Origin of the sequence: Streptomyces sp. NBC_00344 (genome assembly GCF_036088315.1) — a bacterium.
Taxonomy (GTDB): Bacteria; Actinomycetota; Actinomycetes; order Streptomycetales; family Streptomycetaceae; genus Streptomyces.
Genome location: NZ_CP107996.1, coordinates 2,573,384 through 2,586,490, shown reverse-complemented (window position 1 = coordinate 2,586,490; position 13,107 = coordinate 2,573,384). Strand labels below are relative to the sequence as shown.

General features: G+C 70.1%; 14 protein-coding genes. 9 read left to right on the top strand and 5 right to left on the bottom strand.

The features are described 5' to 3' along the window. Nucleotides 1–21: 21 nt before the first annotated feature. Both OHS16_RS11595 and OHS16_RS11590 read right to left on the bottom strand, forming a co-directional pair. A complete protein-coding gene (locus OHS16_RS11595) occupies nucleotides 22–933 on the bottom strand; it encodes a hypothetical protein (RefSeq protein WP_328537112.1) in 912 nt (303 codons plus the stop codon). Then, nucleotides 930–1,544 carry an RNA polymerase sigma factor gene (locus OHS16_RS11590; RefSeq protein WP_328537111.1) on the bottom strand — a complete coding sequence of 205 codons (615 nt, stop codon included), beginning with the start codon at nucleotides 1,542–1,544 and terminating at the stop codon, nucleotides 930–932. Before OHS16_RS11590 ends, OHS16_RS11595 begins: the two co-directional genes overlap by 4 nt. 46 nt (nucleotides 1,545–1,590) lie before the next feature. Between OHS16_RS11590 and trpS the strand changes: the two genes are divergently transcribed. Together trpS and OHS16_RS11580 are read left to right on the top strand one after the other, a co-directional pair. After that, nucleotides 1,591–2,604: a tryptophan--tRNA ligase gene (gene trpS, locus OHS16_RS11585; RefSeq protein WP_328537110.1), complete on the top strand. Its 1,014-nt coding sequence runs from the start codon at nucleotides 1,591–1,593 to the stop codon at nucleotides 2,602–2,604. Between the two features lie 86 nt (nucleotides 2,605–2,690). Beyond that, complete coding sequence (locus OHS16_RS11580) at nucleotides 2,691–3,275, top strand: 2'-5' RNA ligase family protein (protein ID WP_328537109.1); 585 nt, start codon at nucleotides 2,691–2,693, stop codon at nucleotides 3,273–3,275. Nucleotides 3,276–3,395: 120 nt separating this feature from the next. Here the strand turns inward: OHS16_RS11580 and OHS16_RS11575 are convergent, their stop codons facing one another. Both OHS16_RS11575 and OHS16_RS11570 read right to left on the bottom strand, forming a co-directional pair. After that, on the bottom strand, nucleotides 3,396–4,151 hold the full coding sequence (locus OHS16_RS11575; RefSeq protein WP_328537108.1) for a decaprenylphospho-beta-D-erythro-pentofuranosid-2-ulose 2-reductase: 756 nt from the start codon (nucleotides 4,149–4,151) through the stop codon (nucleotides 3,396–3,398). Between the two features lie 12 nt (nucleotides 4,152–4,163). Continuing rightward, nucleotides 4,164–5,534, bottom strand: a complete 1,371-nt coding sequence (locus OHS16_RS11570; protein ID WP_328537107.1) for an FAD-binding oxidoreductase — start codon at nucleotides 5,532–5,534, stop codon at nucleotides 4,164–4,166. 148 nt (nucleotides 5,535–5,682) lie between these two features. Here OHS16_RS11570 and OHS16_RS11565 point away from each other — a divergent pair, with 148 nt between their 5' ends. The 4 genes from OHS16_RS11565 to OHS16_RS11550 are packed head-to-tail and all read left to right on the top strand — an operon-like array spanning nucleotide 5,683 to nucleotide 8,506. After that, nucleotides 5,683–6,198, top strand: a complete 516-nt coding sequence (locus OHS16_RS11565) for a phosphatase PAP2 family protein (protein ID WP_328537106.1) — start codon at nucleotides 5,683–5,685, stop codon at nucleotides 6,196–6,198. A 16-nt stretch (nucleotides 6,199–6,214) separates the two neighbouring features. Then, nucleotides 6,215–7,171 (top strand): decaprenyl-phosphate phosphoribosyltransferase, encoded by a 957-nt coding sequence (locus OHS16_RS11560; RefSeq protein ID WP_443042760.1) that lies wholly within the window; start codon nucleotides 6,215–6,217, stop codon nucleotides 7,169–7,171. Between the two features lie 10 nt (nucleotides 7,172–7,181). Beyond that, entirely contained in the window at nucleotides 7,182–7,604 is a 423-nt protein-coding gene (locus OHS16_RS11555; RefSeq protein ID WP_328537104.1) for a GtrA family protein, read from the top strand. Continuing rightward, entirely contained in the window at nucleotides 7,592–8,506 is a 915-nt protein-coding gene (locus tag OHS16_RS11550) for a YihY/virulence factor BrkB family protein (protein WP_328537103.1), read from the top strand. Before OHS16_RS11555 ends, OHS16_RS11550 begins: the two co-directional genes overlap by 13 nt. Here the strand turns inward: OHS16_RS11550 and OHS16_RS11545 are convergent. Continuing rightward, nucleotides 8,454–9,680 (bottom strand): D-alanyl-D-alanine carboxypeptidase family protein, encoded by a 1,227-nt coding sequence (locus OHS16_RS11545; RefSeq protein WP_328537102.1) that lies wholly within the window; start codon nucleotides 9,678–9,680, stop codon nucleotides 8,454–8,456. The two genes, OHS16_RS11550 and OHS16_RS11545, sit on opposite strands and share 53 nt — an antisense overlap. Before the next feature lie 121 nt (nucleotides 9,681–9,801). Here OHS16_RS11545 and OHS16_RS11540 point away from each other — a divergent pair, with 121 nt between their 5' ends. The 3 genes from OHS16_RS11540 (at nucleotide 9,802) to OHS16_RS11530 (ending at nucleotide 13,097) form a co-directional block, all read left to right on the top strand. Beyond that, entirely contained in the window at nucleotides 9,802–10,050 is a 249-nt protein-coding gene (locus OHS16_RS11540) for an SCO4848 family membrane protein (RefSeq protein ID WP_328537101.1), read from the top strand. 4 nt (nucleotides 10,051–10,054) lie between these two features. Beyond that, nucleotides 10,055–11,347, top strand: a complete 1,293-nt coding sequence (locus OHS16_RS11535; protein WP_328540808.1) for a metallophosphoesterase — start codon at nucleotides 10,055–10,057, stop codon at nucleotides 11,345–11,347. Nucleotides 11,348–11,540: 193 nt separating this feature from the next. Then, nucleotides 11,541–13,097, top strand: coding sequence for an ABC transporter substrate-binding protein (locus OHS16_RS11530; RefSeq protein WP_328537100.1), 1,557 nt, complete (start codon nucleotides 11,541–11,543; stop codon nucleotides 13,095–13,097). Nucleotides 13,098–13,107: the final 10 nt, after the last annotated feature.

Sequence of the window (13,107 nt, the reverse complement as noted above, 5' to 3'; positions counted from 1 at the left end):
GCCGCCCGGATGCCGGTCGGCTCAGGAATCGAGATCTATCAACTGCCGGCGCGGCTCCGGGAGCTCGTGTCCCCGGCGCCGCCCCAGCAGCGCACCGCCGTATCCGGCAGCCGCACCCACCGCCAGGCCGGGAAGGGCCCACCACCATCCCGCCGTGGTGGGCCGGCCGGTTGCCGCCGCCTCGGCAGGGCCGAGGAGCCTGTGCTTGGCCAGCAGATCGAGGACTTCGGCCGGGACACGGTGCCAGCGGATATCGTCGTCCTTCACGTCGACCGCGGGGTCGGAGCGCACCCAGACCGTGGAGTCGTCCCCCACCATGACCTGATCCTCTCGTTCGATCGCGATATCCCCACCCGGGGCCGCCCGGGTCTGGGGCCAGCCGCCCACGCCGCTCAGTCCCCAGACCACACTGGCCCGCACGTGTGGCGCCGGCCCTGCGGGAGCCCTCTCGGTATCGTTCGATTGGCCTCCCGCCACCGACACCACAGCCGGTGTCCCGAGCGCGGTCGGAACGACCGGAGCGAAGCCTGCCGTGCGACCTGCCGCGGCCGACGTGACCGGGGTGCCGCAGCCCGGCACGGACGCACCGGCCCTGGCTGGTGCCGTGGGGTCGTAGTGCACCGCGACCCCACCGAAGTCGAACCAATCCACGACCGCCGCCCGGACCGGCGGGGTGAGCACCAAAAGGATCAGCAGCCCGGAGAACAGGGCGAGCAGAGCACGCCATCGCCTTCTAGCCCAGGCCCGCGCCCGGCCGACCCGGCCGGGGGTGTCCGCCGTCCTCACCGGGGTGGGCACCGACTCCGCGATGAGCTGCGCGAGCACCCGTTCGGCCATCGAATCCCCGTCGGTGTGCAGGGAGTCCAGCCGGCGCCCCAGCATGCGCAGCTCCTCGGGGAGGCGCTGTTCCCGGTCGGTGTCCCGGTCGGTCATCCGCCCTCACCTCCCTCGCTCGCCTCCGGCGGTGGCAGCAGCCTGCCCAGCTTCTTCAGAGCCCGGTTCAGCCGTGACTTCACGGTGCCCCGCGGCCAGCCCAGCGCCTGCGCCGTCTCCGCCTCGTCCATGTCCAGCAGATAGCGGTAGGTGACGACCAGGCGGTGTTCCGTGCTCAGTCCGTCCAGAGCGGTGAGCAGCTGTGCCCGGCGTTCGTCCTCGACCACGGCCACCGCCGGGTCCGCCGACTCCGGTATCAGTGGCTCTGCCTCCGTCAGCGCCGCCTCACGCCCTGCCGCCGAGCGCAGCCGCACCGTGGAGCGCACTGTGTTCCTGGTCTCGTTCACCACGATGCGCAGCAGCCACGGCCGGAACGGCGCACCCTCCCGGAACCGGCCCAGCGCCCGGTACGCCTTGAAGAAGGCGGACTGCACCACGTCCTCGGCGTCCGCGCCTGCTCCTATGGCCGCCGCCGCGCGCAACGCGATTCCGGTGTACGCACGCACCAGCTCCGCGTATGCGTGGGCGTCCCCGGCCCGCACCCGCGCGATCACCTCGGCATCGTCCGCAGCGACGGCCGGGCCCCCCTCCAGCGTCTTCACGTCTTTCATACACCGCGCGGCAGAGATCGGTTCCGCACCTGAGAGAATGCTGTACATGGCCTCTGAAAGTCCCCGCGTGCTCTCCGGGATCCAGCCCACGTCAGGCTCGTTCCACCTCGGCAACTACCTGGGCGCGGTACGCCAGTGGGTGGCGCTGCAGGAGTCGCACGACGCCTTCTACATGGTGGTCGACCTGCACGCGATCACGGTTCCCCAGGAACCGGCTGAACTGCGGGCCAACACCAGACTCGCCGTCGCTCAGCTGCTGGCTTCCGGCCTCGACCCCGAGCGCTGCACGCTCTTCGTCCAGAGCCAGGTGCCCGAGCACGCCCAGCTCGCCTGGGTCATGAACTGCATCGCCGGCTTCGGCGAGGCCTCACGTATGACGCAGTTCAAGGACAAGTCCGCCAAGCAGGGCGCCGACCGCGCCACCGTCGGTCTCTTCACCTATCCGATCCTCCAGGTCGCCGACATCCTGCTCTACCAGGCCAACCAGGTCCCGGTCGGTGAGGACCAGCGTCAGCACATCGAGCTGACGCGTGACCTCGCGGAGCGGTTCAACAGCAGGTTCGGCGGGACTTTCACGATTCCCGAGCCGTACATCCTGAAGGAGACGGCGAAGATCTACGACCTGCAGGACCCGACCGCCAAGATGAGCAAGTCGGCGGCCTCGCCCAAGGGGCTGATCAGCCTGCTCGACGAGCCGAAGGTCTCGGCGAAGAAGGTGAAGAGCGCGGTCACCGACACGGACACGGTGATCCGTTACGACCCGGTCGCCAAGCCCGGTGTATCGAATCTGCTGACGATCCACTCGACTCTCACCGGTACGGGAATCGCCGACCTCGAGCGGAGTTACGAGGGGAAGATGTACGGCGCGCTCAAGGGCGACCTCGCGGAGATCGTCGCCGACTTCGTGGTGCCCTTCAGGACCCGCACCCAGGAATATCTGGACGACCCCGAAACGCTGGACTCGATCCTGGCCAAGGGCGCGGAGAAGGCCCGCACGGTCGCCGCCGAGACCCTGGCGCAGGCCTACGAACGGGTGGGATTTCTGCCTGCCAAGCACTGACCCGGGCTTGTGACCTTGGACTCTGGTCAGAGGGGCGGATCGCCCGCCACACTGCACATAAGCATCCGACAGCGGAGGAGAACGACGTGGGGACCGTAACGCTCGGCGTTTCGATCGCGGTCCCGGAGCCGTACGGCAGCCTGCTCCAGGAGCAGCGCGCGGGCTTCGGGGATTCTGCCGCGCACGGCATCCCCACGCATGTCACCCTCCTCCCACCGACCGAGGCCGACTCGGAGGCGCTGCCCGCGATCGAGGCCCATCTCGCGTCGGTCGCCGCGAAGAACCGGTCGTTCCCGATGCGGCTGCACGGGACCGGGACGTTCCGTCCGCTGTCGCCGGTCGTCTTCGTCCAGGTGGTGACGGGCGGGTCGGCCTGCTCCTGGCTGCAGCAGCAGATCAGGGAGGCGTCCGGCCCGCTGGTGCGGGACCTGCACTTCCCCTACCACCCGCATGTGACGGTGGCGCACGGCATCCCCGACGAGGCGATGGACCGGGCGCACGAGGCGCTGGCCTCCTTCGAGGCCACCTGGACGTGCGGCTCCTTCGCCCTGTACGAGCAGGGCGAGGACGGTGTGTGGCGGAAACTGCGGGAGTACGCGTTCGGGGGCGGCGGCGGAGTGGTCCCGGGTCCGAGTGTGTCCCGTGAGGCGCCGGCCACCTCCCGGCCGTAGCTCCGCGACCGGAGTCGCCCGGGCGTCTCCGGGGCACCGGCGGCCGACCGTGCCGGAGGCGGCACCGCCGTCCGCCGGCCGGGAAGTAGCCGTCCGGCCCCGCTCACCGGCGCCCCGGCGTCACACCGGCAGGCGGCGGAACAGCGGCCGCGGCGCATGGCGCAGGGCCGACATCACCACCCGCAGCGCGCCGGGCACCCAGACCGTTTCCGAGCGGCGGCGCAGCCCCGTCTCGATCGCCAGCGCCACTGCTTCCGGCGTGGTGGCCAGCGGTGCCTCTGCCAGGCCGGCTGTCATTCTCGAACGTACGAAGCCGGGGCGGACCACCATCACATGCACCCCTGTGCCGTGCAGGGCGTCGCCCAGTCCCTGGGCGAAGGCGTCCAGGCCCGCCTTGCTGGAGCCGTAGATGAAGTTCGCCCGGCGGGCCCGCTCGCCGGCCACGGACGAAAGCACCACCAGCGAGCCGTGGCCCTGGCCCTGCAGGGCCTTCGCGCAGATCAGCCCCGCTGAGACGGCTCCCGTGTAGTTGGTCTGCGCCACCTTGACCGCCGACAGCGGGGCGCTCTCGTCGCCGGCCTGGTCGCCGAGAATGCCGAAGGCCAGCAGCACCATGTCGATGTCGCCCTCGGTGAAGACCTTGCCCAGGCCCTCCTCGTGGGATGCCGGATCCAGGGCGTCGAAGGCGACCGTACGGACGTCCGCGCGCAGTTTCCGCAGCTGTTCCGCCGCCGACTCCAGGGCTGGGGAGGGACGGCCGGCCAGCCAGACCGTCCTGGTGCGGCGTGCCACCAGCCGGCGGGCGGTGGCCAGCGCGATCTCGGAGGTGCCGCCGAGGATCAGCAGGGACTGCGGGGTGCCGAAGGCGTCTTTCATGGGGCTGCTTTCTTACAGGCCGAGGCGGCGGGAGAGGTCTGACGTGAAGACGGCGGACGGGTCGAGTTCCGCGCGCAGGTCGCGGAAGTCCTGGAGACGCGGATACATGGCCGCCAGATGATCCGGGCGCAGCCGGGAGTCCTTCGCCAGATAGACCCGGCCACCGGCCGCCGCCACCTCCTCGTCCAGCTCGTCGAGGAAGGCGCCAAGGCCGTTCAGGCCCGCCGGGATGTCCAGGGCGAGTGTCCAGCCCGGCATCGGGAACGAGAGCCACCCGGGGTCACCCGCGCCGAAGCGTTTGAGGACCGCCAGGAAGGCCGGGCAGCCGCGCCGGGAGATGCGCCTGACGATCCGGCGCAGTGTGTCCTCCTGCCCGTGGCCGACGACGAACTGGTACTGGACGAAGCCTCCGCGCCCGTAGATCCGGTTCCAGTGCGGCACTCCGTCGAGCGGGTGGAAGAAGGTGGACAGACGCTGCAGTTCACCGGTGCGGCTGCGCGGGGCCCTGCGGTACCAGAGTTCGTTGAAGAGCGAGACCGAGGTGCGGCCCAGCAGACCCTCCGGGACGAAGGACGGCGGCGCGGGGAACGTTCCCGGCCGGAAGGACAGCGGGGAGCGCCTGGCGCGCGCCGGGAGGGCGTCCAGCGGGGCGTGCTCGCCCCGGGTGAGCACCGAGCGCCCGGTCGCCGCGCCCCGCGCCAGCAGGTCGATCCAGGCCACCGAGTAGCGGTAGCGGTGGTCGGTGGCGGTCAGCCGGGCCATCAGGTCGTCCAGGTCGGTGGCCCGCTCGGTGTCCACGGACATCAAGGAGGTCTCGACCGGCAGCAGCCGGACCGTCGCCGAGAGGATGACACCGGTCAGTCCCATGCCGCCCGCCGTCGCCTCGAAGAGCACCGTGCCGGGGGTGGTCGTATGGACCGAACCGTCCGCGGTCAGCAGGTCCAGCGACCGGACATGGCGGGAGAAGGAACCGGACACATGGTGGTTCTTGCCGTGGATGTCGGCCCCGATCGCCCCGCCCACTGTGACGTAGCGCGTCCCCGGCGTCACCGGCACGAACCAGCCGAGCGGCAGCAGGACCTCCATCAGCCGGTGCAGGCTGACTCCCGCGTCGCAGACCACCACACCCGCGTCCGCGTCGATGGAGCGGATGCGGTCGAGACCCGTCATGTCGAGCACCGCCCCGCCCGCGTTCTGCGCCGCGTCACCGTAGGCCCGGCCCAGACCGCGGGCGATGGAACCCCTCCTGCCGCAGTTGAGCACCGCGGCCGCCGCCTCCTCGTGGGTGCGCGGACGGACCAGATGCGAGGTGGTGGGGGCGGTGCGCCCCCAGCCCGTCACGGAGCTCAGATGGCCGTCGGATGTGGCGGCTTCGGCAGACATGGACTGACCGTAGCGCCCCTGTACGGGCGGAAATGGGTGATTGAGGGAGTGTCAGGCATGATGACCAGGGATACGGGGCTATGTCATATAAGAGTCTTCTTCTGGCGGCCGCTCCGGCCGGAAGCCTGCACGGAGAAGAGGTGACGGGATGTCCATCGACGCCGACCACAGACTTCTGTCCGCGATGCGTGACTGCGGCACCGATCCGCGCGTGGCCGCCGCCGCCCGTGCGCTGTCCTGGAGCGGTGAGCACGGGGCACTCTGGCTTGCCGCCGGGCTGGTCGGCGCCCTGGCCGACCGGGAGTGCCGCGGCGCCTGGCTGCGGGCCACCGCGCTGATCGGTGCCGCACACCTGGCGAGCATGGGCGTCAAGCGGGTGGTACGCCGCCCGCGCCCCCGTACCCCTGCCGGACCGCCCCTCGTACGGACCGCCGGCCGGCACTCCTTCCCCAGCTCGCACGCCTCGTCCGCGGCGGCCGCCGCCGTGGCCCTGGGCGGACTGCGTCCCGCGGGCCGCCATCTCGTGCCGCCGCTCGCCGCCGCCATGTGCGTATCGCGTCTGGTCGTCGGTGTGCACTACCCGACCGACGTGGCCGCGGGCGCCCTGCTCGGCGGGCTGACCGCCCGGCTCGGCGCGAGGTGGATGCGAGGCGCTCATGCCTGAGAGGCCCATGCCCGAGATGTCCGAGCGGACCCCCGTATTGCTCGGCGAGCCGCCGCGGCCCCCGACGGCCGCCACGGCCGGGCTGCGCGGGGCGCTCCGCCTGCCGCTGGGACTGGTCAGGACCGCTCGCCCCCGCCAGTGGGTCAAGAACGTCCTTGTCGTCGCCGCGCCCGCTGCCGCCGGCCGGCTGATGGCACCCGGCGTCACGGCCCGACTGGCCCTGGTGTTCCTGCTGTTCACGGCCGCGGCGTCCGCCGTGTACCTGGTCAACGACGCCCGGGACGCCGAGGCCGACCGGGCTCACCCGGTCAAATGCCACCGCCCGGTGGCGGCCGGGCTGGTACCGGTTCCCGTCGCCTACCTGACCGGCGTGCTGCTGGGCGTCCTCACCATCGCCACCGCCTTCGTGTACTGCAACACCATGACAGCCGCGCTGCTCGCCGCGTACGTCGCCATGCAGCTCGCCTACTGCATCAGCCTGAAGCATGTCCTCGTCGTCGACCTGGTGGTGGTCACCACCGGCTTCCTGATGCGCGCGATGATCGGGGGGGTGGCGCTGTCCATCCCGCTGTCGCGCTGGTTCCTGATCACTGCCGGCTTCGGCGCGCTGTTCATGGTCTCCGCGAAGCGCTACTCCGAGGCGGTCGAGATGGAGGGCAGCGCGGCGACCCGTGCGCTGCTCTCCGCGTACACCCCCGGCTATCTGCGCTTCGTCTGGCAGCTGGCGGCCGGCGTCGCCGTGCTCGGCTACTGCCTCTGGGCCATGGAGAGCGGCGGCACCCCCGACGGCGGCCTGCTGCCATGGCGTCAGCTGTCGATGATCCCGTTCATCCTCGCCGTACTGCGGTACGCCGTATTCGCCGACCGCGGCAGCGCCGGCGCCCCGGAGGACGTCGTCCTCCGGGATCGCGCACTCGCCGTCATCGGCATCGTGTGGATCGCCATGTACGCACTCGCGGTCATCGATCTGTGAGCGCGTATCGGTGAGTGTGAGCCGCCGTGAGATCACCGGCTTCGCGCTGGCCGGAGCCCTTGCCTACGCCGCCGACCTCGGTCTGTTCGTGGCGCTGCGGGGGAGGGCCGGCTGGGATCCGATCACCGCCAAGGCGGTGTCCTTCCTGGCGGGCTGCACGGTCGCCTATCTGGGCAATGCCTTCGGTACCTACCGCGGCAGGCGGGCCGGATGGCGCGAGTACGCCGTGTTCTTCGGGGTGAACATCGCGGGCGCCCTGGTCCAGCTGCTCTGTCTGGCGGTCTCGCACTACGCACTCGGGCTGACGTCCGCGCGCGCCGACACCGTCTCGGGCGCGGTCGTCGGGATGGCGCTGGCCACGTGTCTGCGCTTCTGGGGGACGAGGACGCTGGTTTTCGGTGGTCAGGGTAAACGAGTGCCATGGACTGGCTGAAGAAGCTCCCCGTTGTCGGCCCCTGGGTGGCCCGCCTGATGGGCACGCACGCCTGGCGTTCGTACGAGACCCTCGATCGCGTGCACTGGACACGGCTCGCCGCCGCGATCACCTTTGTCAGTTTTCTGGCGCTCTTCCCGCTGATCACCGTCGCCGCCGCGATCGGTGCCGCGCTGCTGAGCACCGACCAGGTCCACACCCTCCAGCACAAGCTCGCCGACCAGGTCCCCGGGATCTCCGACCAGCTGGACCTCAACTCCCTGGTCGCCAACGCGGGCACGGTGGGGCTGGTCGCCGGAGCGCTGCTGCTCTTCACCGGGATCGGCTGGGTCGGTTCGATGCGGGACTGCATGCGCGCCGTCTGGGAGCTCGACAACGCAGACGAGGGCAACCCGGTCCTGCGCAAGCTCAAGGACGGCGGCATCCTGCTCGGAATGGGCGGCGCGGTGCTCGCCTCGTTCGGCGCCTCCGCCGTCGGCTCCAGCGCGGTCGGCTGGACGGCCGACCGGATCGGGCTCCAGGACAGCGGCTGGGGCGGAGCACTGCTCCAGGCTGTGGCCTTCGCCCTGGCCGTGCTCGCCGACTTCCTGGTCCTGATGTACGTACTGACCCTGCTCCCGGGCGTGGAGCCGCCCCGCCGCAGGCTGATCACCGCGGGACTGATCGGCGCCTTCGGATTCGAGCTGCTGAAACTGCTGCTCAGCGGCTATATGCGAGGCGTCGCTTCGAAGAGTATGTACGGCGCCTTCGGCGTCCCCATCGCCCTGCTGCTGTGGATCAGTTTCACGGTGAAACTGCTGCTGTACTGCGCGGCCTGGACGGCGACGGGGAGCGCGAAGGGCGAGGAGATCAGTGACGTGGAAAACGTCGTACCAGATCCGGCAGCGGCCACCGACGATTGATCAGATACACCCCTGCGGCCAGCACGGCGAGCGCTCCGGCGGCGATACCGAAGGCGGTCCCCATTCCGCTGGTGCCACCGTCCGTCCTGGTCACCGCCGAGGCCTGCGCGGGTCCCTTCCGGCCGGAGCCCGCCGGGCCCTTCGACGGCTGCTTCACCGGCGTGGCCGACTTCGGGGCGGCCAGCGCACCGACGGGTGTGACCTTGCCCTCGGCTGCGAAGCCCCAGTCGAGCAGACGCGCCGCCTCCTTGTAGACGGCGTGGCTCTCGGTCGAGCCGGGGTTCATGACGGTCACCAGCAGCACATGGCTGCCGCGTTCGGCGACAGCCGTGTAGGTCGCCCCGGCATTGGTGGTGTTGCCGTTCTTGACCCCCGCGATGCCCTTGTACTGGCCGACACCGTCGGCGCCGGTGAGCAGGCGGTTGGTGTTCTGGATCCCGAAGGTCTCGCGCTTCTTGCCCTTCTTCTGCAGGCCGGGGAACTGGGCGCTGGAGGTGGCGCAGTACTCCCGGAAGTCCTTCTTCTGCAGCCCGCTGCGGGCGAAGAGCGTCAGGTCGTACGCGCTGGAGACCTGGCCGGGTTCGTCGTAGCCGTCCGGTGAGACCACATGGGTGTCCCGTGCCTGGAGTTCGCCGGCGTGCCGCTGCATGTCGCTGACGGTCTTGGCCACCCCGCCGTTCATCGCCGCCAGCACGTGCACCGCGTCGTTGCCCGAGCGCAGGAAGACGCCGAGCCAGAGGTCCCGCACCGTGTAGGTCAGATTCTCCTTGACGCCGACCAGGCTGCTGCCTTCGCCCATGCCCGCCAGGTCGGCCGGCGCCACCTTGTGGGTCTCGGTCTTCGGGAAGCGCGGCAGGACCGTGTCGGCGAAGAGCATCTTGAGGGTGGACGCCGGAGGCAGCTTCCAGTGCGCGTTGTGCGCGGCGAGCACATCGCCCGACTCGGCGTCCGCGACGATCCAGGACCGGCCGCTCAACTGCTTCGGCAGCACCGGGGCGGTGGGACCGAGCGCCACCTGGGTCCCCGTCAGCCCGAGCCGGGATCCGCCGACTTTCGACATCGATGCGGGCGGCTTCGGATCGTCCCCGGTGGCGGCCGACGCGGGCACGGCACACAGAGCAGGCAGAAACGCGGCGGCGAGGACCGTCAGGGCGGCCTTTTTTACGGCAGACACGGTGAGGAACGTACAGGGCACCGCGAGCCGGCCGGACACCGCGGTTGTGACCCGCCGCACGGTGCCCTCCACCAGCCCACCCGGGCGGACCCTCCCGGAGCGGGCCGTCGATACTGACCCTATGAAGCTCAGCCGACCCGTCTCCTGGTTCCTGCTCGCGTTCGGGGTGTGGAGCTGGTTCATCTGGATCACTTTCGCCAAAAACCTCTGGAAGGACGGCAGCGGGCTCGCCTTCGACGACGCGGGTCACCCGACTGCCTATTTCTGGGTGCATCTGCTGCTCGCCATCACGTCCTTTCTTCTGGGGACGGCGGTCGGCGTGATCGGGTTCCGCGGAGTGCGTGCCCTTTCGCCTCGGCGCGGCGCGTAATCGGATGATCATCGTCTATGTGCTCGGCGCGATGGCAGTGCTGGCCCTGCTCGCCTGGGTGCACCGGTACCTCTGGCGCCGCCTCGTCCGCGACACCACGGCTCCGGGAGGCGTGGGCAGACGGGTGGGGACGGCGGCGCTGGTCGCACTTCCACTGCTGTCCGTCGCCGCACTGGTGAGCCGGGCCGGGGTGCCGTTCAGGGTGGAGCAAGTGGTCGCCTGGCCGGGGTTCCTGTGGCTGGCGGTGCTGTTGTATCTGACGCCCCTGCTGCTGCTCGGCGAAGCCTTCCGCGCCTGGGCCCTCCGGGGCTCGGCCCCGGCCGGCGTACCGGCGACGGACGAGCCGGACACCGCCGCCGGTGACAACGGGCCGGGACGGCCGGACCCGGCGGCCGGACCCGGCCGGGAGGCTCCGCCGGGCCACGGCCCCCCGGTGCGACCGGAGACGGCGCCCTCGCGGGACACGGCCGCGCTGTCCCGGCGCCGCTTCGTCTCCCGTACCGTGGCCGGCTCCGCCGCGGCGGTCGCGCTCGGCACCGTGGGCTGGGGCACCTACGGCGTCCTCCGGGGGCCGCGCGTCAAACACGTCACCGTGCCGCTGGCCAAACTCCCGCGCTCCGCCCATGGCTTCCGGATCGCCGTGGTCAGCGACATCCACCTGGGCCCGATCCTCGGCCGGCCGTTCGCCCAGCGGGTGGTGGACACGGTCAACGCGACCCAGCCCGATCTGATCGCCGTCGTGGGCGACCTGGTCGACGGCAGTGTGGCCGAGCTCGGCCATGCCGCGGAGCCGCTGGCCCAGCTCAGCGCGAGGCACGGCTCGTTCTTCGTCACCGGCAATCACGAGTACTACTCCGGGGCCGACGCCTGGGTGGCCGAGGTCCGCGAACTGGGGCTGCACCCCCTGGAGAACGACCGGGTGGAGATCGCCGGCTTCGACCTCGCCGGGGTCAACGACGTACAGGGTGAGAGCCAGGGTGAGGGGCCCGACTTCGGCAAGGCGCTCGGTGACCGTGACCGCTCACGGGCCGCCGTACTTCTCGCGCACCAGCCGATCGTGATCCACGACGCCGTCCGGCACGGCGTGGACCTCCAGCTCTCCGGCCACACCCACGGGGGGCAGCTCTTCCCCGGCAACTACATCGCCGAACTGGCCAATCCGACCGTGGCGGGGCTTGAACGCTACGGCGACACCCAGCTGTACGTCTCACGCGGCGCGGGAGCCTGGGGCCCACCGGTCCGGGTCGGGGCGCCCTCCGACATCACCGTGGTCGAGCTGGCGTCGAAACAGGCCTAGCGGAACAGACGCGGACGGAGGGCCCGCCCGCAGACACCGACCCCGTACAACATCCGCTGTAGTGGCCAACCGGTTGGCTTCTCGTGGAGATTTTCTCTTCCACTTGTGAATTTCGTGTGGTTGGGTTAGCGCCGACTTTGGTTTGGCGCGCGACGATCCGCGCGTTCACAGGGTGGGCGAGGGGTACAGCACAATGCGTTCGATCCGCATGCGGATTCTGGCAATTTGCGTCGTTCTGGCGTGTGCCGGCATCGGCGCCTGGCAGTTGTTGCCCGACGACGGCGGGAAGAAGGCGCCGATCATCATCGGGACCACCGATGTCGTCTCCTCGCTGGATCCGGCAGAGGCGTACGACGCGGGCTCCTGGGCTCTCTACAGCAGCCTTTACCAGTCATTGATGACTTTCGACATCGGTTCGGCGCAGCCCGTTCCCGATGCTGCCCAGAACTGCGAATTCACGGACGACGCGCTGCGAACGTTCACCTGCACCATGCGTGACGACCTGACCTTTTCCAACGGTCACCCGGTCACCGCGGTGGATGTCGCGTTCTCGTTCAACCGCGTGCTGCACATGAAGGACGGAAACGGCCCCGCGCCGCTCTTTCCCACGCTCAAGAACGTCGACGCATCGGGTGACAAGGTCACCTTCCATCTGAAGACCCGGGACGCGACCTTCGCTTCGAAGATCGCCACCGGCGGTGGTGCAATCGTCGACCACTCCGAGTACCCGGAGGGCAAGGAGCGCGCCGGCGACTCGGTGGTCGGTTCCGGGCCATACGTGCTCAAGTCCTACAAGGACGGTGTGAGCGCGCTGCTGGAGCCCAACCCGGAATACCGGGGCGCCATCAAGAAGACCGGCGTACCGATCGAGATCCACTACTTCAAGCAGCCGGACCAGCTCGACGCCGCGTGGAAGAGCAAGAAGGTCGATGTCGCGCACCGGGACATGCCGCCGGCGGTGCTGGCCCGGCTGTCACCCAGCGACCCGAACGCACACATCACCGAGGCCACCGGCAGCGAGATCCGCAACCTGGTCTTCAACGTGCGCAAGGGGTCCGCGATGTCGGACACCAAGGTGCGGCGGGCCGCGGCGGCCCTCGTCGACCGTGCGCAGTTGGCCGAGAAGGTCTACAGCGGCACCGTGGAGCCGCTGTACTCGCTGATCCCGCAGGGCTTCACCGGCCACAGCACCGCCTTCTTCGACGCCTATCCGAAGACCGACGTCTCCGAGGCCGGCCAGTTGCTGCAGAGCGCAGGGGTGCGGACTCCGGTGAGCTTCAGCCTGGCGTACTCAAGGACGAGTGTCACCGACGCCGAAGCCGCCCTGCTGAGGCAGCAGTTGGAGAAGGGCGGGCTCTTCAAGGTCAAGCTCATCGGTATGACCGACTGGGAGAAGTTCCAGGACGGGTACAAGGCCGGCAAGTTCGACGCGTACACCGTCGGGTGGATCGCCGACTACCCGGACGCGGACAACTACACCCAGACACTCGTCGGCACCGGCAACAGCCTCTACAACGGCTACAGCAGCAAGCCGATCGACAAGCTGATCAGCCAGACCCAGCAGTACACCGACCGTGCCCGCACCGCCGACGACTTCAAGGCGATGCAGGACGACGTCGCCAGGGACGTGCCGGTGATTCCGCTCTGGCAGCGCAAGGACTACGTGCTGTCCAGCAACGACATCTCGGGTGCCCAGTACCTGTCGGACGGCACGGGTGTGTGGCGCATCTGGGATCTGGGCTGGCTGTAGCGGCTCGGCC

Bases quoted from the DNA above. Each gene is read 5' to 3' on its own strand.
- OHS16_RS11595 (WP_328537112.1), bottom strand. From the start codon at position 933: ATGACCGACCGGGACACCGACCGGGAACAGCGCCTCCCCGAGGAGCTG.
- OHS16_RS11590 (WP_328537111.1), bottom strand. From the start codon at position 1,544: ATGAAAGACGTGAAGACGCTGGAGGGGGGCCCGGCCGTCGCTGCGGAC.
- trpS (WP_328537110.1), top strand. From the start codon at position 1,591: ATGGCCTCTGAAAGTCCCCGCGTGCTCTCCGGGATCCAGCCCACGTCA.
- OHS16_RS11575 (WP_328537108.1), bottom strand. From the start codon at position 4,151: ATGAAAGACGCCTTCGGCACCCCGCAGTCCCTGCTGATCCTCGGCGGC.
- OHS16_RS11570 (WP_328537107.1), bottom strand. From the start codon at position 5,534: ATGTCTGCCGAAGCCGCCACATCCGACGGCCATCTGAGCTCCGTGACG.
- OHS16_RS11565 (WP_328537106.1), top strand. From the start codon at position 5,683: ATGTCCATCGACGCCGACCACAGACTTCTGTCCGCGATGCGTGACTGC.
- OHS16_RS11560 (WP_443042760.1), top strand. From the start codon at position 6,215: ATGTCCGAGCGGACCCCCGTATTGCTCGGCGAGCCGCCGCGGCCCCCG.
- OHS16_RS11550 (WP_328537103.1), top strand. From the start codon at position 7,592: ATGGACTGGCTGAAGAAGCTCCCCGTTGTCGGCCCCTGGGTGGCCCGC.
- OHS16_RS11540 (WP_328537101.1), top strand. From the start codon at position 9,802: ATGAAGCTCAGCCGACCCGTCTCCTGGTTCCTGCTCGCGTTCGGGGTG.
- OHS16_RS11535 (WP_328540808.1), top strand. From the start codon at position 10,055: ATGATCATCGTCTATGTGCTCGGCGCGATGGCAGTGCTGGCCCTGCTC.
- OHS16_RS11530 (WP_328537100.1), top strand. From the start codon at position 11,541: ATGCGTTCGATCCGCATGCGGATTCTGGCAATTTGCGTCGTTCTGGCG.